The organism is Maribellus sediminis (genome assembly GCF_011799805.1).
Lineage (GTDB): Bacteria > Bacteroidota > Bacteroidia > Bacteroidales > Prolixibacteraceae > Draconibacterium > Draconibacterium sediminis_A.
This window is the reverse complement of sequence record NZ_WXUB01000001.1, coordinates 1,623,193-1,643,069: the sequence shown is the minus strand read 5'-3', so window position 1 is coordinate 1,643,069 and position 19,877 is coordinate 1,623,193. Positions and strand designations below refer to the sequence as shown.

Below are 19,877 nucleotides of genomic sequence, written 5' to 3'. Positions count from 1 at the left end.
TAAATATCTACTCACTTATAAAGCTATAAAATAAAAGTGAATATCTTTCTGATTGTATCTTAGATTATCTTAGAACATCCACATCACAAGTGGCAGTATGTCTTGCAATTCTTTACGTAAGAATTTGAGCGCACGGGTGATATTTCCTTCTACTGACTTAACCGCAATACCCAGTTCTTCTGCAATCTCTCGGTTTTTCATGTATTCGAAACGGCTTTTTATAAAAACCTGTCGGCATTTTTCAGGAAGTTTATCAAGTGCCGATTGGATCATCTCTTCCAGTTCCTGGTATTCAAGCCTGTCGAATCGAAATGATTCCAGAACTTCCTGATTTAAGAGTTTTTCCCTATTCTGTAGTGCATTATTTTGGTAGGTGTATCTGTACTTTTCCTGGCGTAGAAAATTAAGACACTCGGTCTTTGCAGCTGTGTACAGGAATGCAGTAATTCCATTGATTTGTTCTATTTTATCACGATTCATCCATAATTTTATGAATGCCTGCTGAGCTAGACTTTTGGACTTATCAAGATCTGAAATAAACTGGTTACAAAAGCCAACTAGTCTTTCATAGTACTTATCGAAAATGAGTTCAAAGGTATGCTCGTCTCCTTTTTTAAATAAGGTTAAGTCTGGAGAACCGCTATTTGAGTCCGAGAAACTCATTGCACCACAGAGAATAGATTAGTTAGTTCTGGTGAAAATAGAAAATTAATTTCATTTCAAAACCATTCAAATCTAAACTCAGTATATATTCTGAAAATCATTACCGATATCGCCAAGTTTGAAAGCATGGTCTTCCTTATAGTGAATATCAACTATAAACTTTTTAATACGAATCGGCGAGATAGTTTATTCAATACTTAAACCTCTTTTCCTTGAATTCTATTTAAAATTCTTCAATGTTTCAACCATACCAAAAAGTTCAACCTATCAATTTTAATCTTCTGTTGAAACAGTGATCAAGCAACCATATATGACAGAATAAGGGAGCCTAAATTTATCCTCAAGCAATCCAGTTCACTGAAAATGCCCTGACATTAAAGAGAAGCTTCAAAAAACTGGCAGCACAAAAAAGGGGCTTCGGCTCAATAGCCAAAACCCCTGAAAACATTAAACAACAATCAATATAAGTTCTTAAGTATTTTTACGGTTTATACCTGCACGGTATAAACAAACGCTGTGTAGAATTATTCCGGGAATTACCAGCAGCATGTAACCAAGCATAACTGCAGCAAACCATTTTAAACCCGAATTTACCCGGCCCATATAAATATGTCCGGCTCCGGGAACTATTAAACTGAGTGTTATCGCCATTCCGGGATTTAATGCCGAAAATTGAGGATAGGCCATAAGCTTGCTTCCGCCATTATATGGCTTTAACTCAGATTTCTGTATTGTGAATGTCTTCATGTCTTATCTGTACTAATTGCGATCTCAGTTACGATTGCTTTTTCTCTTTCAAAATAAAGGTATTCCTGAGTGTCGGGTGCGGAACTTTTTCGTATTGTTTTCCAATCTCGTTCATTCTCGACTTACCGTGCTTCTTTTCGGCCTCGGCCCGTAAGGCCTTAATGCTTTCCTCCATTATCCAATTTTCTTTAATGGAGCTGGTGTTTTTTTCTTTTTTCATATGATTATTTTTTCTTTTAATGTTTTCGTTTTAAAAAGACTCTGGGAAAATTCCCAGAGTCGAATGTGCTATGATTTTGTGTTTTAACCGTTTACAATACTGAACATTGTTCCTAAAACGGCTCAGAGTAAGAGCACTAAGGTCAGAATTACACCATAAGTTATCATCGCAACCAGCGATATTCTTAATGCAATTCTTTCCAGGCTAATATTTTGTTTAATTTCAGTTATCATTTTTACTGTCTTTCGAATTTCTTTCCAATTCTGTTTTACCTGTAATTTCAAAAATGATCGCCTCTTCCTCAGCACTTAACTCATCTCCTTTTAGCGAGGCGATCAACCTACACAACATATCTTTATTCCGTTCCGGTATAACTTCTGCTTCGAGGTCGACGGCCGACAGCAAACGGATAATGTTTGCTGCGGCCATCTTTTTACTTCCATTATCTGGAAGCCCTTCCCCGAGGTAACTCTCCAACACCTTGAATATCTTCATTATCATCATTCAACTTTCGAAGGCAAAAATAAGGGGAGTATTCCGGGGCATACATGACACGAAATGTCAGGTCGGCAATTTTTTTATTTTCACTATATTTAGATGAATAAAATAACCCATGAAAAAGTATCACACATTAGGTGAGTTCCTTGTTGATTACCGCAAACACAGAGGACTAACTCAGATTGATTTTTCGGCCATGATTGATGTGGATGTTCGCACCGTGATCAGGTGGGAAAAAAACGAAAGTCTTATAAAAGCCGAAAAAGAAAAGCTCTTGATTGAAAATATGGGATTCCCTCACCAGGTTATCCGAAACCTGAATACTGAACAACCCATACCTGTGTATTTTGATTTCAAACGCTGGATGTATTCGCTTACGCTGTTATCGAGCATGGTAAGACATTCGAAAGATTTTATTGCGGAAGAAGAATACCACACCACTCGTATTGAGACCATAGCCGACGATAAAGATTTTGAGTTTATCAGTTATATTCAGAAAAATCAGAAGAACTGCAGTCCAATTCCACTGGATGTACTAAAAACCGCAGCCCGTTTATTACCCGGTTTGAACCTGGTGATACGGGAACAATCAGGTTATCATGGCGGACATGTTTCGATATTCCCCTTGAAATATGAGGTATACGAAAAAATTCGCGACCAGAAGATGACGGAGAACGAACTAACGGTTAGCGACCTGGCCAGATTTAAGGACGAAAATCCCGAAGTGTTTTACTTTTATTCCATCTATTCCAATTCACTGGACAATTCGTATTACCTCATAAACCGAATGTTGTCGTACTTCAAAAAGCAGGCGCCAGAAGATTATATATTTGCCGGCATTACCTTTCAGAAATTAAAGGTTCAGCGTTTCAGGGAAATGAACATGCAGATAATTTGGGAGAAAACGCTCGACGCTCACCCCGATTTAAAGGCAACATTTATCAGTGGAAATTTTAATGAATTTCTTTCCGGCTCCGATCAGCAATAGCTTTATCAGGATTCTAATCATTCATTTTCCTGAACTGTAACGCAAGATAAATCCGGAATACTCCAATAAGCATAAATGCAAGTGATGTCCAGATGGCAATGGTAAATCCGATAATCTCGGGATGCCACAACAAAATGGCCGCTATCAGAATCAGCACAATCCCAAATATCATCACACCCTTCCAATTTTTACTCTTCGCCTTTTTTAATTGAAAAGCTTTTTTAATTTGCTCTCCACCCTTAAAAATCATCCAGAAGCCAATCACCAAACTAATGATCCATAAAATTGCTTCAGGATTCAAAATCAACAAAATACCCAAAATAACATTTAACACACCGCCCCATAAAAACGATATATAATTCAGTACAGCCTTTCGGTTTCTTAAAGCGATGTACATTTCGTAAACACCGCTTAACATGATTATCAAACCGAATACAATGGTAAGCGATTTAAAACTGTCGAGCGGGGCCACCAAAAACCAGATTCCGAATAACAACAGAGTTAATCCCGATACCATGGGAATCCACCAGTAGTGTTTGTTTACGTTGCCAACATGAGCTGCATTCATAGGTCAATAATTTAGGATAATGATTCAATTTACATAAAAAATCACTGTGTTCAGATATAAAGTTCAATAAACTTAAAACGAATTTACTGCTTTCTTTATTCCTCATTTTTGAGAACATCTTGCGATTCTGTAAATACAGGAATGTGTTTTAAAATCATTTTTAACCTGATTTTTATCCTGACATTAGGCCGCTATTTATCAGTAAATTTGAGTGTAACCAAAAAATATTCGCCATGGCTAAACTGAGAAGAGTCGATGCCCTCAACTACCATCAAAAAGACAGGCCGGGTAAAATTGAAGTTGTACCAACCAAACCGCACAACACCCAGTACGACCTTTCACTGGCGTACACTCCCGGAGTTGCCCAACCTTGTCTCGAAATCCAAAAAAACGTTGACAACGCCTATAAATACACGGCCAAAGGCAACCTGGTGGCTGTGGTTTCAAACGGTACTGCCGTACTTGGGTTGGGTGATATCGGTCCGGAAGCCGGGAAACCAGTCATGGAAGGCAAAGGTCTGCTTTTCAAAATCTTTGCCGACGTCGACGTCTTCGATATTGAGGTGAATGAGAAGGATCCGAAGAAACTGATTGAAGTGGTAAAAGCCATAGCTCCAACTTTTGGCGGAATAAATCTGGAAGATATAAAAGCACCGGAGTGTTTTGAAATTGAAGAAACCCTGAAAAAGGAATTAAACATACCGGTGTTTCACGACGACCAGCACGGAACAGCCATTATTTCGGCTGCAGGATTATTAAATGCCCTGGAGTTGAACCATAAAAAGATTGAAAACATTAAGGTGGTCGTAAATGGCGCCGGTGCAGCAGCAGTTTCCTGCATCAGGCTTTATGAGAGTTTGGGTGTTAAGCACGAAAATGTTGTGATGCTGGATAGTAAAGGTGTGCTAAACATGGAGCGCACCGACCTGAATCCCATCAAGCAAGAATTTGTTACCCTACGAAAAATAAACACTTTGCAGGAAGCCATGAAAGATGCTGACGTTTTTCTGGGACTCTCGGTTGGCGATGTGGTGAGTAAAAAAATGATCAAATCGATGGCTAAAGATCCGATTGTTTTCGCGATGGCTAATCCAGATCCCGAGATATCTTATGAAGACGCAACTTCGGTTCGCGATGACATTATTATGGCCACCGGTCGTAGCGATTATCCGAATCAAATTAATAATGTACTCGGATTTCCATTCATTTTCAGAGGAGCACTTGATGTTCGTGCAACCACGATTAATGAAGAGATGAAAATTGCAGCTGCCAAGGCACTTGCAAAACTGGCGAAAGATTATGTGCCCGAAATGGTAGCACGAGCTTACAATGTCCAAAACATCACTTTCGGAAAAGATTATATTATTCCAAAACCACTCGATCCACGGTTGATCACTACGGTTTCTACAGCAGTGGCACATGCGGCCATGGAAACCGGAGTAGCCCGAAATCCCATTAAGAGCTGGACCGCCTATGAGCAGGAATTGAGAAACCGCCTGGGAATCGATAACAAACTGATCATGGGAATCAGGAATAAAGCGAGACAAGATCCGAAACGAATTGTGTTTGCCGAAGCCAATAGTTACCGCATCTTAAAAGCTGTTCAGTTTGTGCTGCGCGAAGGTATAGCCAAACCCATCCTTATTGGCAATAAAGACAAAATACACGCTTTGATCAAGGAAAATCAACTGGATATCACCAATGTCCCGATCATCGATCTTTACGAATCAGTAAGCGACGTAAAACGGCACGAATTCGCGAAAATCCTGTACGAGAAACGCAAGCGAAAAGGAATGACCTACAACGAATGCGTGGAAAAAATGTACAATCGCGACTACTTTGGCTCCATGATGGTTGAAACCGGCGAAGCCGACGCATTTATTTCAGGATTCTCACGTAAATATTCGTCCACCATTCGTCCGGCTTTGCAGGTGGTTGGCGTAAAAGAAAAATTCAATCACATTGCCGGCATGTACATCCTGCTTACAAAACGTGGCCCGCTGTTTTTATCAGATACCACCGTAAATATGAATCCATCGGCACAGGTGTTGGCCGACACAACCATCCTCACCGCAGCCGAAGTTCAGTGCTTTAACATTAAGCCGAAAATTGCCATGTTATCGTATTCCAATTTTGGTGCTTACAAAGGTGAGGGCAGCCCGGTTCGTGTGAAAGAAGCCGTTCAGATGTTGCACGAAAAATACCCGGATCTGATGGTCGACGGCGAAATGCAGGCCAATTACGCCCTGAACGGGAAGCTGCGTTACTCGCGTTATCCCTTCAATAAACTGGGCGACGAAGATGCCAATGTGTTGATTTTCCCCAACCTGAGTTCGGGAAACATTACCTATAAGATCTTGCAATCGTTGGGACCGGCTGAAGCCGTTGGCCCGATTTTAATGGGGATGAAAAAACCAATCCACATTTTGCAGCGCGACAGCACCGTAAGGGAAATTATAAATATGACTGCTATTGCGGTTATCGATGCACAATCAAACTGCGATGAACTTTAATAAAAGATCCTTTCGCTCCTCCGTCGGATGACGGATACGCTCAGGATGACCAACAGATGGTCGGACAAGCGCAGGTCGTGGGGATATTTGGTGGCTGCGCCACCAAATATCCCCACGACCTGCAAACTTTCCTAATTTTTTGTCATTCCGATCCGTCAACTGACGGAGAGGAATCTCCTCATACCATCATCGACATTCACAATAAAACTTAATCTTAGAATCCAACACCTACGCCCACACTAAAATAAGGTTCCCAATCTTTGTAGGGTGAGTTTTCATGGTTCAGCACATCGAACAAAACCTGAGCTGTAAACCAGGTGTTCCGGGAAATTGGCTGACTAAAACCACCTCCGAGGTACAGCATAGGTGCAGTTTTTCGGTTGTCCCCATCCGAGTACAGCCATTTATAACTCATCAACTGAAATTCGGCATGTCCATACAAACGCGGCGTAAAACGATACCGGCTAAAAACACTTGCTCCATAATTCGAACCACTGTAATCGTCGAAATCCTTGTAATTTATGTACTCGTAAGTTACCTGAACTCCCGTCGATAATTTTGGCGTGAGTTTGTAGGCCACCATTGGCTGAGCACCAACTACACTATAATCCCTGCTAAAGTTCATGGTTACGTAACCACCATAATAAATCTTACTTCTGTCGAGTTTGGTTTTTTGAACTTGGGCCACTTGCGTTGAATCATTTACCTGTCCATAACTTACCAGCGACAGTATAGAAATGATCAGAATTAATGTGAGTGATTTCATTCTCTAAATTGTTTATTTGTTAGGTATAACTTCAATTTGAAAGTTTTAATATACATAAAAATGCAGTGAGTACCATTAAAGCTGATGATTTAGGATGTAATTTTATTTTTTCAATCTATTTTTGAAAAATGAACATGGATAAATACCCATCGCGTTTACTGGAGAACGCCGTGAACGAATTTTCAAAACTACCAGGAATTGGACGAAAAAGTGCCTTGAGGCTGGTTTTGCACCTGCTGCGACAGGATCAGGAACAGGTTTCAGCTTTTGGAAACAGTTTGATTCAATTGCGAACTGAGATCAAACACTGCAAAATTTGCCACAATATTTCGGATACCGAAATTTGTAATATCTGTTCGAATACGTCACGAAATACCAGCGTAATTTGTGTGGTAGAAAACATCCGCGATGTTATGTCGATTGAAAATACGCAGCAATACAACGGACTCTACCATGTTCTGGGTGGCATTATTTCGCCGATGGACGGGATCGGACCATCCGACCTCGAAATCGGCTCGCTGATCGAACGTATTCAGGAAGGCGAGATCATCGAAGTTATTCTGGCACTTTCGACCACTATGGAAGGCGACACCACCAACTTTTACATCTACCGAAAATTGAAAGATTTTGAGGTAAAAATCTCGACACTGGCGCGTGGCGTTTCAATTGGCGACGAACTGGAGTATACCGATGAAATAACACTGGGGCGTTCGCTGGTAAACCGTGTACCCTATGAAAGTTCAACCGGAAAGTAAGATTTCACATCACATTTTTATGTTTTTTCCGTTATCCAAAAGTATTGCCTACATTTGAACTCTTAGCTTTTGCTGACCTATGGATCTATCGGTAATTATCGTCAATTACAACGTCAAACATTTTCTGGAGCAATGTCTGCATTCGGTGCAAAAAGCCGCTAAAAATGTGCAAACAGAAATATTTGTTGTCGACAATAATTCGGTTGACGGTTCCACGCAATTACTCCGCGATAAATTTCCCGATGTTACACTGATCGAGAATCACCAAAACGTGGGTTTCTCGAAAGCCAACAACCAGGCCATTAAACTTGCCAATGGGAAATATGTGTTGCTGCTCAATCCCGACACCGTGGTTGAGGAGGACACTTTCGAAAAGGTGATCACGTTTATGGATTTGCATCCTGATGCCGGTGGACTTGGAGTAAAGATGATTGATGGTCGGGGACGTTTTTTACCTGAGTCGAAACGCGGACTGCCAACTCCATGGGTAGCATTTTACAAAATGTTCGGCTTGTCTGCACTTTTCCCAAAATCGAAAGTTTTCGGGAAATACCACCTCTCCTATCTCGATGAAAACGAAACACACGAGGTTGACGTGCTGGCAGGCGCCTTTATGCTGATCAGAAAAACGACACTGGAAAAAGTCGGCCTGCTCGATGAAAGCTTTTTCATGTATGGTGAAGACATTGATCTCTCGTATCGTATTCAGAAAGCAGGCTTTAAAAATTACTATTCGCCCCGGACAACCATCATTCATTACAAGGGTGAAAGCACCAAAAAAGGATCGCTGAACTATGTAAAAGTATTTTACAATGCTATGGCCATCTTTGCACGCAAACACTTTAGCGCGCGCAAAGCAGGTATTTTCTCGCTCCTGATTCATTTGGCCATCTATTTCAGGGCTTTTTTATCCATCTGTAAGCGAATATTTGCAAAAATCCTGATCCCCGCGCTCGATGCACTGCTTATTTTCCTGGGCTTCTTTTTGATCACGCCGATCTGGGAAAACATGCGTTTTCACAGCCGGGAATATTACCCCGACGAATTCATGTATTTGATCGTTCCGGTGTACATTCTATTCTTCCTTACAGGGATTTTGTCGTCGGGAGGGTACCGCAAACCACTCAGTATTTATAAATTATTACGGGGAATTTTATGGGGCGTAATTTCGCTGCTGCTGGCCTATTCACTGGTCGATGAGCATTATCGTTTTTCGCGCGCTCTTATTCTACTTGGAACAGCGTGGTCAGGAATTTCACTAATGCTTTTAAGATTTTTTGGACACTGGTTAAAAATCCCCGGATTCAGGCTCGACCTTACCCGGGTAAAACGTATTGCCATTGTTGGTCATTCGCACGAAGCGAACCGTGTAAAACAGATCCTGGAGGAAACCCGTTTAAATTCGCAGCTGGCCGGTTTTATTGCGATTGATGAGGAAGATAGCGGAGAACAATACATTGGCCACATCGATCAACTCACCGAAATCATCAACATTAACCGGATTAACGAACTTATTTTTTGTGCCGAAAACATCAGTTCTGCCGAAATCATCCGTGCCATGCTCGACCTCACGCAACTGGATGTAGAGTATAAAATTGCACCTCCCGAAAGTATCAGCATTATTGGCAGCAATTCCATTCACACTGCCGGCGATCTTTATGTGGTGAATGTAAACGCCATTTCAAAATCTTCGAACCGAAGAAAGAAACGACTTTTCGATGTTGAGATCGCAATACTTCTTCTGTTACTTAGTCCGGTATTGGGCTGGTTCTTCAAGCAGAAAACCGTTTTTTTCGCCAACGTTTGGAAAGTACTGTTCGGTAGAAAATCCATAATCGGCTATTCCGGGATTGAAGGCACATTTGAAAGCCTGCCTGGACTTAAACCGGGAATCCTGCATCCTGCCGATCTTTTTCCGGAAATAACGCTTGATAATGAAAAAATTAAACGCTTGAATATGCTTTATGCCAAAGATTATCTTATATTGACTGATGCAGAGATCCTGCTAAAAGCATGGAAAAAGCTGGATAGAAAATGAATAAATACCTGACACACGGCAAAATCAGTCTCCGCCCCCTCGAGCCTGAGGATATCGACCTGCTGTACCAATGGGAAAACAGCATGGAGATTTGGGATGTGAGCAACACCAAAACGCCATTTTCGAAACACATTTTAGCCGAATACATTGCTGAATCGGCCAAAGATATTTATGCTACCAAACAACTGCGCCTGATCATTCAGAATGAACAAAACGAAGCTGTGGGAGCTATCGATCTTTTTGATTTCGAACCCTATCACCTCCGCGCCGGGGTTGGAATTCTGATTCATAAAACACAGGACCGCAGACACGGTTATGCCACCGACGCACTTGAAGCACTTTCAGGTTATGCTTTAGAAATTCTCGGGTTAAAACAACTGTATGCCGACATTGCTTCTGACAATACAGAAAGCATTCATCTTTTTAAAAAAACAGGGTATGAACTGATTGGCGTTAAAAAGAACTGGCTTAAAACGCTATACGGCTGGAAGGACGAAGAATTGTACCAGAAAATGTTGTGCTAAAACTCCGGAATCTCCCTTAAAAACGAATACGAATTAGTGGAATAATCGATTTCGCAGGCAAAATGCTGCATCCCGTTCGACACCACTACGCGCTCAACACGCAAAGCCATGTTGTAACGCACCACCTGATCGAAGGTTTCCTGCGTGATCTTAACACCGGGTGCTTTAAACTCAGCAATTAAATGCGGCTGCCCCTTTCGCGAATAAACAAGCAAATCGAAACGGCGTGGATTACTGTTCACCATTATTTGCTTTTCAACTGCCATCAAACTCTCCGGGAAATGCTTTTCCTGTTTCAGAAACTGAACAAAATTCTGACGCACCCATTCTTCCGGCGTCAATGCCACAAACTTTTTTCGAATGCTGTCAAAAATCAGTTGTTTCCCGTTCTCGGTTTTTATTCGAAAATCATATTCCGGCAAATTCAGTTTCTCCATTTATTAAACAGTAAGTTATTAACTCATTTTGGCTGACGACGCTGAAAAATGTACATTTGTGACTGTCTATCAACTTATGTTATTTCCAATTGTTCAAAGGTAAGATAATTCACTTTTATGAAGACAAAAAAAGAGATTGTTGAAAACTGGTTACCGCGCTATACCGGGAAAAAACTGGAGGATATAGGCTCTTATATTCTACTTACCAATTTCCAGGACTATGTGGAAAAGTTTGCCCGTAAATTTGAAGTTCCGGTAGAAGGAAGCGATAGAAATATGCCTAGTGCAACCGCTGAAGGAATTACCATCATCAACTTTGGCATGGGAAGTCCGAATGCAGCTACAATAATGGATTTGCTTAGTGCCATTCATCCGAAAAGTGTACTTTTTCTGGGCAAATGCGGCGGTTTAAAAAAGAAAAATCAACTGGGCGATCTTATCTTACCAATAGCCGCCATCCGACGCGAAGGAACTTCTGATGATTACCTTCCACCGGAAATACCGGCGCTGCCTGCATTTAGCTTGCAGCGAGCTGTTTCGCACATTCTGCGTAACTCGGGGCAAGATTACTGGACGGGGGTTGTAACCACCATTAACCGCCGGGTTTGGGAGTTCGATAACAATTTTAAAAAATACCTGAAGAAAACCCGTGCTATTGCCATCGATATGGAAACCGCTACTTTATTTACGGTAGGTTTTACCAATTCAATACCAACCGGAGCACTTTTACTGGTTTCCGATCAACCCATGATCTCATCGGGCGTGAAAACCTCGGCCAGCGACCAAAAGGTAACTTCAGAGTTTGTAGAAAAACACATTCAGGCTGGAATTGACGCTTTGATGGAAATAAAAAACAACGGACTTTCCGTAAAACACCTGAGATTTTAATATGGAGTATCTCACTATTCTTCAAAACCTCAAAAAGGGTATTTATCACCCCATTTATTTATTGCAAGGCGAAGAGCCCTATTACATCGATGTATTATCGGATTTCATTGAGGACCATGTGCTGACAGATGCCGAAAAGGGCTTCAATCAAACCGTGTTTTACGGTAAGGATTCCGATCCGATAAATATTGCTGAAAGCTCGATGCGTTTCCCGATGATGGCCAGCAAACAGGTGATTGTTGTAAAGGAAGCACAAAGTCTGAGCAAAATTGAATTGCTGGCTTCGTATGCCGAAAAACCACTGGAATCGACTATTCTGGTGCTGGCTTATAAGTACAAAACACTTGATGCACGAAGTAAACTGGTTAAAGCCATCAAAAAGAACGGCGTGGTTTTTACCTCGAAAAAGTTGTACGAAAACCAGGTGCCGGGTTGGATTGACACCTATCTGAAAGAACACAACTACAGCATCACACCACAGGCAGCGCAGTTACTCACAGCCTATCTGGGCAGTGAGTTAGGGAAAATAGCCAACGAACTGAATAAACTGGTGATTGCGGTAAAAGATACTAACCGGATTACCCCGGAGCATATTGAGCTTAATATTGGCGTGAGCAAGGATTTTAACCTGCTTGAGTTACAAAACGCACTGGGCGAAAAAAATGTATTGAAAGCTAACAAGATCATCAATTATTTTGGGTCGAATGCCACGCTTAATCCAATGCAGAAAACGGTTGCCGGTTTGTATTTCTATTTTTCAAAATTGTTTACCTATCATTTCTTAAAAGATAAATCGGAACGCAGTGTTGCTGCCGAATTAAGGGTTCACCCGTTTTTTGCCAAAGAATATGTGGCAGCAGCCAAACGCTACTCCCCCACCAAATTGTATGAAATAATGGGCATTTTGCGCGAGTACGATATGAAAAGCAAGGGCTTCAACTCCTCAACCATGGTAGACACAGCCGACCTGCAAAAAGAAATGATTTATAAAATTTTACATTGATGATAACCTGGTTTATTATAGGCATTACCGTACTGATTTCGTACCTGGGATTTCAGAATCACGAGCTGGCATCGAAATTACAGTTCAATGCTGCACAAATTATTCACCGGAAGGAGTATTACCGGCTGGTTTCGCATGCCTTTATTCATGCGGGCTGGGCACATCTGGGTGTTAACATGCTGGTACTTTATTTCTTCGGCCGCAACATTGAACAATACTTTGGGTATTATTTCGGGCGAAGTGCCACTGCTTATTTTGTGTTGTTGTATTTTGGCGGTATATTGGCTTCGAACCTCTGGAGCCTGATAAAAAACAGAAATAATTATTACTACAATGCAGTTGGTGCTTCGGGTGCTGTGTCGGCCGTTTTGTTTGCCACCATCTTTTTCAATCCATGGGAACCACTTTATCTTTTTGCAGTGCTGCCCATTCCGGGAATTTTGTTTGCAGCCGGCTACCTTTTTTATTCCTACCAAATGAGTAAAAAGCAAAAGGATAATGTGGCACACGACGCGCATTTCCTGGGAGCTGTTTTTGGGTTTATTTTTCCCATACTTTTAAAACCATCGTTGTTCGATCGTTTTATCGACCAGTTGTTTTCGTTTCTGTAAACCATGCAATTCCTGATCGTTAACGGAAATATCATTGCAAAGGAAGAAGCCAATTTGAGTGGCTTTCTCTGGAATGACCCGATTCTAGTTTCTCAAAAGGTATGGTTTGGATTTGGAGGTATCCCTCTTTTAAAAGAGAATGTTGCAAATTTAAAAGAACAACTAAATTCTCTCGGGGCAGATTTACCTCCTTTATTTACCAATTTTCGCGAGCTGTTTCGCTTGTGCAAACGCCTGCTTAATAAGAACAAATATTACCGTTCAGGCCACTTACTATTTCAGTTTTCAATTTCAGCCCAAGAGGTCAATTTTCTGGTTACTGCGGAAAACTACACCGGATTTAATTTCCCGCTCAACGAACAAGGCTTGCTCGTAAATATTTCCTCAGCGAGAAAGGGAAGCAAACAATCATTTAACAACTTAAGCAGTCAAAACCAGCTTTTTTGGAATGCTGCAAAAACTACCTTAGCGGAAACGCCGTTTCAAAATTCCATTATTTGTGATGAGCAAGGATTTGTTATCGAATCCATAGCCGCTAACGTCTATTTTATCAAGAACGGTGTTTTGATTACTCCCTCACTTGAATCGGGTTGTTACAACGATGTGATGAGAAAAATAGTTTTAGAGCAGGCCGCTGAAATGCAATTAAAAATTCTGGAGCCGACCGAGATAAAAACCGAACTTTTATTTGACATGGATGAGGCCTTCCTGGTTAGCGAAGCCAGAGGTTTTGAATGGATCCTTGGAATTGAGAATAAACGTTTTGTACGCTCCTTTTCCCGCGCAATCTTCGACAATATAAACGAGTTTTTGGAGTTAAAAGTCAATCAATCCCGCTAACATCCTTATGTTCAAACCTATAGGATCAAGTCACTTAATTTGTATAAGTTCTTTATCAAGCAGACTCTATTTTGTCGAATCATTTAGTCCTGAATACCTCGTATTTAACAATGTTAAATACCATTTATCAACACCTCAACGATCTGAATTATAAAATAATACATTTTTGTTATCAACACATTTATAAACAATTTAACATTGCATTTTTTATTGTCTATAAAACTGTTATTCAAATTTTTAGAGCGAAATAACTTACAGAAAAGCAGAACTAATTTCACCTGTTTTGATTAGATAAACACTTTCCATCTATACATAATATTTGAGATTGTCAGTTTCATTATTTACATTTGATTACGCTTTTTAAGATGATAATAATGAACTTTAAAACCAATTATTTTATTTAATCATGTAATATTTTATTTTTTTAGGCAGGGTGTTGCATTTCCTGATTGTTTGTTTTGCAAACAGCGAAACTGAATGTGATATTACAGGTCTTCCTGTTAATACCAATGCAATTAATATTCAAGATATTACGCACACACCTTCGAACAATTGCACAGGCAATAAATTCAAAATTCATCCCCATCACGGGCTGAAAGAAGTATGTACAAATACTTCCTGACATTGAAACACGGGTACTATAAAACGGGTCGCTCAACACATTCAATTTGCAAAAGTTGAATTGTGATTTAGTGATAAGGGATAGGTATGTTGCAACAAGCTAGAACAACATATTTATAATTATATAATATAGAAAGATTGCTTTTTTATGTCGGTTTCTCTTCCGACAGTATTTTGAAAATAGAACCATTAAATGAAGTACTAAACATTAAATCAAAAAAAGGAGGAATTTTATGAAGAAGAAAAGATTTTGCCTATTCGCATTATTTCTGCTTTGTATGAGCTTTACCAGCTTATATGCGCAGGAATCAACCAATGTGGCAGGAGGCACCGCTACCGGAACCGGAGGTACCCTAAGCTACTCGGTTGGTCAAATCCTGTATGCGTTTCAATCGGATACTACGTATTCGGTGGCGCAGGGAGTTCAACAACCATTCGAAATTCAGGTTGTTACCGGTGTTGAATACCCGGAGATTCAATTGGGAATTGTAGCCTACCCAAATCCTACTACCGATTATTTGACTTTAAAAACCGACAATGTCGATTACACCAATCTGTATTACAGGGTGTTCGACATGAAAGGACAGTTGCTGGAAGAAAAGCAGGTGGATCAACATGAAGTAAAGATTTCCATGCAGCACCTGGTTGCTGCAACCTACTTTGTGCAAATTTCAAATAATCAGCAAACCCTCAAGAATTTCAAAATCATTAAAAATTAAACTCATGAAAAAAACAGTACTAATAATCTCAGCCCTATTGCTAATAATTACAAGTTGGGCACAGAGTCCGGAGAAATTAAGTTACCAGGCCATTATACGTAATGACGCTGGCCAATTAGTTGCCAATCAGGAAGTAGGCATGCAAATCAGCATCCTTGAAGGATCGATTTACGGTGCCTCTATTTATGTTGAAACTCAAACAGCAACAACTAATTCAAATGGTTTGGTGAGTATCCAAATTGGTTCAGAAGATGCAAACGTTATGAATGGTGTATTCTCTGATATCGATTGGTCGAAAGGAACCTATATTATTAAAACTCAAACCGATCCAACCGGTGGAACCAACTACACGATTACGGGCACAAGCCAGCTGTTAAGTGTTCCTTATGCTCTTTATGCTAAAACTGCTGAAACTGTAACCGGTGGCATAAGCGAAGCTGATCCTTTGTATGCTGAAAGCGAAGCTGCAAAAATTACTGCATCCGACATCACCAATCTGGGTAATCTTTCAGGTGTTAACACAGGTGATCAGGACCTTAGTAATTTAGCTACCAAATCAGCAGTTATTGATACTGCTGCTGCAATTCGCGCTACGCTGAATTCACTTTCAGTAACTTCAGGAGACGAAACCGATCCGGTGTTTGCTGCAAGTGAAGCGGTAAATATTACAACAACCGACATCACCAACCTGAGTAATCTGTCGGGAGTAAATACCGGCGATCAGGATCTGAGTCAGCTGGCTACAATTGCTGCCCTGCAAGACAGTGTTGCCGCAGTGCGTACTACTTTAAGCGGAATTTCCGGATCATCACCGACTGAAAGCGACCCGGTATTCACTGCCAGCGAGGCCGCAAATATTACAGCCGCCCACATAAGCAAGCTAGGCAACCTTTCGGGAATAAACACCGGAGATCAGGACCTTTCATCTTACGCTAAAAAGGCTGATGTTTTGTCTTTGAATAATTCATCGGCATTCACTCCTGATAACGACTACGAACCAGCAACAAAAAAATATGTTGACGACCAGGTAGCAAGTACTTCTTACGTCATAGGCGATTTTGCTTTTGGCGGCATTGTGTTTTGGGTTGACGATAGCGGCCAACACGGTTTGGTTTGTGCTAAAGAAGACCAAAGTGCAGCCGTACGCTGGGATGGAGGCACCAATGGGAATACACGTGCAATGGGCGACGGAGCTTTTGCCGGTGCCGGAAATACATTTATTATCATCGCTGCTACTGCTGCAATCGGCGATGACGGTGCTACCTATGCTGCACGCGTAAGCAACGAACTACAGATTACAGAAGGCTCATCGACTTACGGCAACTGGTACTTGCCATCGGCACATGAACTTTCGCTGATGTATGCAAGTAAAGACCAGATTAATACAACAGCGACAGCAAATAGCGGAAGCGCCTTTGCTGCTGATAGCTACTGGAGTTCTACCGAAGTAACTTTTAGCGCAGCAAAAGCGCTTGATTTCACTTCAGGATCTGAAACATCTCAAAGCAAATCGAATACACATGGTGTGCGTGCAATAAGAGCTTTTTAAATTCTGATAATCTTTTTTAATAATCACCATGTGCTGAAGCAGTCCGGGAAACCGGGCTGCTTTTTTTTTACCGAAATCGATCGTTTCCAGCTAAACGTGAATGCAAGCTGAATCTAGTCCGGAAAATTTTCAGTGCCAGGTTCAATAGATCACACAAAAACACTATCTTTCTCAACTTCATTAAGTTGTATGAGTAAGACCAGCGAAAAATGGATCGTCATTCTAAATCCCCATGCCGGCGGCAGTAAAGGCCGCAGAGATCAAGAAGAAATCGAAAAAAGCCTGAAAAAAGAGGGATTCACATACGAGTTACTTATTTCCGAATATCCCAAACATGCCATTCAACTGGCACAAGATGCGGTTGAACAAGGTGACACACAAATTATTATTGCCGGAGGCGACGGCACACTCAACGAAGTATTGAACGGGATCTTCCGGAGCAATGCAAGCCATAAAAACGAGGTAGTAACAGGCGTCATTCCGGTTGGTACCGGGAACGACTGGATACGAACATTTGGAATTCCAAATAACTATAACGGAGCAGTCAAAAAAATCGTTGAACGAAAAGTTTTTCGTCAGGATATCGGGAAAATTACATACACGCAAAATGGAGCAGAATCCACCCGTTATTTTTTGAATATGGCAGGCTTTGGTTTTGACGCACTTGCTGCACAAAAAGCCAATCATCTAAAAGACAAAGGGCACACCGGCCTGTGGATTTACCTGGTGAGTGTCTTCAGGGCTTACCTTGAATACCAAACAGAGAAGGCGCGAATATCGATCGATAACAATGAGCTTGAAGATTATATTTTCTCTGCCAGCCTCGGAATAGGGAAATACAATGGCGCCGGAATGATGCAGGCACCCGGAGCTATCCCTAACAACGGACTGTTCGAAGTTACCATCATTAAAAAAATTGGATTGGCAGGCATTCTTCGCAACCTGATCGGGCTGTACAATGGAAACTATGTAAAAGATCGGCGTGTGTCGTGTTACCAGGCTAAAAAAGTTACCATCTGGTCGCAAAAGCCACTGGCCGGCGAAGTGGATGGAGAATCACTTGGCAAAAGTCAGTTTCAAATTGAGATTCTTCCTCAGCAACTTCCGATAATTGTTGGCGAGATGGAGTAAATATTTCATTCAGATTGCCCGTACAAACAGCCATTTCAAACTAAAAACAAAAAATTTTCATCCGCCATGTAATGCTTTTCACAGGCCTGCGTCTTACCTTTGAAATGAAGCAAAAAACAAAGCATGGTTGCCCGAGACTTTAAAACAAGTGTACTACCGCTTAGCCGAAAGCTGCTGCGTTTTGCCACTCACTTTCTGAAAGACGAGGAGCAGGCGCGCGACGTAGTTCAGGATGTATTCCTGAAACTCTGGCAAAAGCGCGATACACTGGGCGAAATAGAAAACATAGAGGCGTTTACCATGCGCATGACACGCAACCGCTGCCTCGATGTACTGCGAGCCAACAAAGTGGTTGCCATTGACGAAGAAACCGACCGGAAGCTAAAAGCTCAGACGGTGGACGTTCATTCAAAAGTTGAATTAAGTGAAACGGCAGGTCAGATACGAAACCTGATTTTGAAATTGCCCGATCTGCAACGAACAATTATGCAGCTGCGCGATATCGAACAACTTTCGTACGACGAAATTGCCGAGGTAACTAATTTACAGATCAATGCGATCAGGGTAAACCTGTCGAGAGCACGAAAAAAAGTGCGTGATGAATTTTTAAAATTGAGAGAAAATGAAGACCGAAGAAGTAAAACAATTACTGCAACGCTATTTTAACGGAGAAAGTTCCGAGGCAGAGGAGCGACAACTGGAAGCCTACTTCCAATCGGGAGAAATAGCTGAAGAGGTAGCACAATATGCAGAGTTTTTTGGAGGAATTTCCGAACTGGCCGGTATCGCCGATGATCCGACCATTGAGGAAGATGTGATGGATTACATTCTTGAAAACGAACACCGCGAAAAAACGCATTACCGTTCGATGTGGAAGATTGTAACGGGCATCGCGGCTTCGGTTATCATTGTACTTGGGGGCTTCCTCTTTTACCAGGAACAGCAAAGATCGTATAACGACACCTTTGAAGATCCGGAACAGGCTTATGCCTATGCCAAAGAAACCCTGGAATTCGTTTCCGGCAGATACAACAAAGGACTTGCAGAATTAAGCAATTTCGACAAGCTGAGGGTAGCCAAAGACCCCATCCAAAAAGGAACTGCTCCGGTTACCGAATTCTACGAAGGAATCGAACGACTTGAAGACCAACAACAAACCAATTAAAATAAAATACCAACTGAAAAGCAGGCCAAAGTTTTGGTGAGCATGCAACAAGAAACAGGCAACCTGCAATTCGGAGACAAAACAAGTGTAACAAAAATTAAAAAATAAAACGTCATGAAGAAACTAATAATCATTTTAGCGATTTTGCTGCCCATGGCAGTGTTCGCACAGAAAGACCCGGTTGACAAACTGTTTGAAAAATACGCCAACCAAAAGGGATTTACAACCGTGAATATTTCGGGCAAACTGCTTGGTTTTGCCGCCGGAATTGAAACCGGAGATAAAGCAACACAGGAGATGCTTTCGAGTTTGAACGGCATTCGCGTGCTTACCGTAGACAACGATGAACTGAACAAATCGATTGATTTTTACAAGGAGCTGGAAGCTGACGGCTTTTTCAAAAACAACGATTTTGAAGTACTGATGGAAGTAACTGAGGACGATGAAGTGGTTCGTTTCCTGGCAAAAGATGCAGGCAACGGAAAACTATCCGACTTACTGCTGGTGGTTGGTGGCGACGATAACGCCCTGATCAGCATTCGGGGGATGATTGATCCGCAACAGATCGGAAAAATCACCAAAGCTCTCGACATTGAAGTAGGTGACCTGGAATAAGCCGGTCACCGATCAGGA

22 protein-coding genes are annotated in these 19,877 nt (G+C 41.4%); 15 read left to right on the top strand and 7 right to left on the bottom strand.

What is annotated here, in order from left to right:
* Positions 1-69: 69 nt before the first annotated feature.
* The 4 genes from HFD85_RS06335 to HFD85_RS06320 all read right to left on the bottom strand — a co-directional run bounded on the left by HFD85_RS06335 (position 70) and on the right by HFD85_RS06320 (position 2,125).
* A complete protein-coding gene (locus HFD85_RS06335; RefSeq protein ID WP_167606323.1) occupies positions 70-663 on the bottom strand; it encodes an RNA polymerase sigma-70 factor in 594 nt (197 codons plus the stop codon).
* 471 nt (positions 664-1,134) lie between these two features.
* Positions 1,135-1,410 carry a hypothetical protein gene (locus HFD85_RS06330; protein ID WP_167606321.1) on the bottom strand — a complete coding sequence of 92 codons (276 nt, stop codon included), beginning with the start codon at positions 1,408-1,410 and terminating at the stop codon, positions 1,135-1,137.
* A 28-nt stretch (positions 1,411-1,438) separates the two neighbouring features.
* Entirely contained in the window at positions 1,439-1,630 is a 192-nt protein-coding gene (locus HFD85_RS06325; protein ID WP_167606318.1) for a hypothetical protein, read from the bottom strand.
* Between the two features lie 222 nt (positions 1,631-1,852).
* A complete protein-coding gene (locus tag HFD85_RS06320) occupies positions 1,853-2,125 on the bottom strand; it encodes a hypothetical protein (RefSeq protein ID WP_167606315.1) in 273 nt (90 codons plus the stop codon).
* A 118-nt stretch (positions 2,126-2,243) separates the two neighbouring features.
* Here HFD85_RS06320 and HFD85_RS06315 point away from each other — a divergent pair, with 118 nt between their 5' ends.
* Positions 2,244-3,116: a helix-turn-helix domain-containing protein gene (locus HFD85_RS06315; RefSeq protein WP_167606313.1), complete on the top strand. Its 873-nt coding sequence runs from the start codon at positions 2,244-2,246 to the stop codon at positions 3,114-3,116.
* Between the two features lie 13 nt (positions 3,117-3,129).
* On the opposite strand, the gene HFD85_RS06310 is transcribed toward HFD85_RS06315, so the two are convergent.
* On the bottom strand, positions 3,130-3,684 hold the full coding sequence (locus HFD85_RS06310; RefSeq protein ID WP_167606310.1) for an HdeD family acid-resistance protein: 555 nt from the start codon (positions 3,682-3,684) through the stop codon (positions 3,130-3,132).
* 233 nt (positions 3,685-3,917) lie between these two features.
* Between HFD85_RS06310 and HFD85_RS21965 the strand changes: the two genes are divergently transcribed.
* Positions 3,918-6,197, top strand: a complete 2,280-nt coding sequence (locus tag HFD85_RS21965; protein ID WP_167606307.1) for an NADP-dependent malic enzyme — start codon at positions 3,918-3,920, stop codon at positions 6,195-6,197.
* A gap of 214 nt (positions 6,198-6,411) precedes the next feature.
* Here the strand turns inward: HFD85_RS21965 and HFD85_RS06300 are convergent, their stop codons facing one another.
* Complete coding sequence (locus tag HFD85_RS06300) at positions 6,412-6,963, bottom strand: hypothetical protein (protein WP_167606305.1); 552 nt, start codon at positions 6,961-6,963, stop codon at positions 6,412-6,414.
* A gap of 134 nt (positions 6,964-7,097) precedes the next feature.
* Between HFD85_RS06300 and recR the strand changes: the two genes are divergently transcribed.
* The 3 genes from recR (at position 7,098) to HFD85_RS06285 (ending at position 10,280) form a co-directional block, all read left to right on the top strand.
* Positions 7,098-7,718: a recombination mediator RecR gene (gene recR, locus HFD85_RS06295; RefSeq protein WP_167606302.1), complete on the top strand. Its 621-nt coding sequence runs from the start codon at positions 7,098-7,100 to the stop codon at positions 7,716-7,718.
* 79 nt (positions 7,719-7,797) lie between these two features.
* Positions 7,798-9,756: a glycosyltransferase gene (locus HFD85_RS06290; protein WP_167606300.1), complete on the top strand. Its 1,959-nt coding sequence runs from the start codon at positions 7,798-7,800 to the stop codon at positions 9,754-9,756.
* The gene (locus tag HFD85_RS06285; RefSeq protein ID WP_167606297.1) at positions 9,753-10,280 is read left to right on the top strand and encodes a GNAT family N-acetyltransferase; all 528 of its coding nucleotides are present in this window, start codon (positions 9,753-9,755) and stop codon (positions 10,278-10,280) included. The genes HFD85_RS06290 and HFD85_RS06285 overlap by 4 nt, the downstream gene beginning before the upstream one ends.
* Here HFD85_RS06285 and HFD85_RS06280 read toward each other — a convergent pair.
* A complete protein-coding gene (locus HFD85_RS06280) occupies positions 10,277-10,717 on the bottom strand; it encodes a type I restriction enzyme HsdR N-terminal domain-containing protein (RefSeq protein ID WP_167606294.1) in 441 nt (146 codons plus the stop codon). The two genes, HFD85_RS06285 and HFD85_RS06280, sit on opposite strands and share 4 nt — an antisense overlap.
* A 117-nt stretch (positions 10,718-10,834) precedes the next feature.
* Between HFD85_RS06280 and HFD85_RS06275 the strand changes: the two genes are divergently transcribed.
* The 10 genes from HFD85_RS06275 (at position 10,835) to HFD85_RS06230 (ending at position 19,859) form a co-directional block, all read left to right on the top strand.
* Positions 10,835-11,605, top strand: a complete 771-nt coding sequence (locus tag HFD85_RS06275) for an AMP nucleosidase (protein WP_167606291.1) — start codon at positions 10,835-10,837, stop codon at positions 11,603-11,605.
* 1 nt (position 11,606) lies between these two features.
* Positions 11,607-12,608: a DNA polymerase III subunit delta gene (holA, locus tag HFD85_RS06270; RefSeq protein WP_167606288.1), complete on the top strand. Its 1,002-nt coding sequence runs from the start codon at positions 11,607-11,609 to the stop codon at positions 12,606-12,608.
* Positions 12,608-13,219: a rhomboid family intramembrane serine protease gene (locus tag HFD85_RS06265; protein WP_167606285.1), complete on the top strand. Its 612-nt coding sequence runs from the start codon at positions 12,608-12,610 to the stop codon at positions 13,217-13,219. The genes holA and HFD85_RS06265 overlap by 1 nt, the downstream gene beginning before the upstream one ends.
* 3 nt (positions 13,220-13,222) lie before the next feature.
* The gene (locus HFD85_RS06260; protein WP_167606282.1) at positions 13,223-14,059 is read left to right on the top strand and encodes an aminotransferase class IV; all 837 of its coding nucleotides are present in this window, start codon (positions 13,223-13,225) and stop codon (positions 14,057-14,059) included.
* An 854-nt stretch (positions 14,060-14,913) separates the two neighbouring features.
* Complete coding sequence (locus HFD85_RS06255) at positions 14,914-15,399, top strand: T9SS type A sorting domain-containing protein (protein ID WP_167606280.1); 486 nt, start codon at positions 14,914-14,916, stop codon at positions 15,397-15,399.
* A gap of 4 nt (positions 15,400-15,403) precedes the next feature.
* Entirely contained in the window at positions 15,404-16,948 is a 1,545-nt protein-coding gene (locus HFD85_RS06250) for a DUF1566 domain-containing protein (protein ID WP_167606277.1), read from the top strand.
* A gap of 189 nt (positions 16,949-17,137) precedes the next feature.
* Positions 17,138-18,079: a diacylglycerol/lipid kinase family protein gene (locus HFD85_RS06245; RefSeq protein ID WP_167606274.1), complete on the top strand. Its 942-nt coding sequence runs from the start codon at positions 17,138-17,140 to the stop codon at positions 18,077-18,079.
* Positions 18,080-18,202: 123 nt separating this feature from the next.
* The gene (locus HFD85_RS06240; protein ID WP_167606272.1) at positions 18,203-18,745 is read left to right on the top strand and encodes an RNA polymerase sigma factor; all 543 of its coding nucleotides are present in this window, start codon (positions 18,203-18,205) and stop codon (positions 18,743-18,745) included.
* Positions 18,702-19,244: an anti-sigma factor family protein gene (locus HFD85_RS06235; protein WP_167606269.1), complete on the top strand. Its 543-nt coding sequence runs from the start codon at positions 18,702-18,704 to the stop codon at positions 19,242-19,244. Before HFD85_RS06240 ends, HFD85_RS06235 begins: the two co-directional genes overlap by 44 nt.
* A 114-nt stretch (positions 19,245-19,358) precedes the next feature.
* Positions 19,359-19,859, top strand: a complete 501-nt coding sequence (locus HFD85_RS06230) for a DUF4252 domain-containing protein (protein ID WP_167606266.1) — start codon at positions 19,359-19,361, stop codon at positions 19,857-19,859.
* The last annotated feature ends 18 nt before the right edge of the window (positions 19,860-19,877 follow it).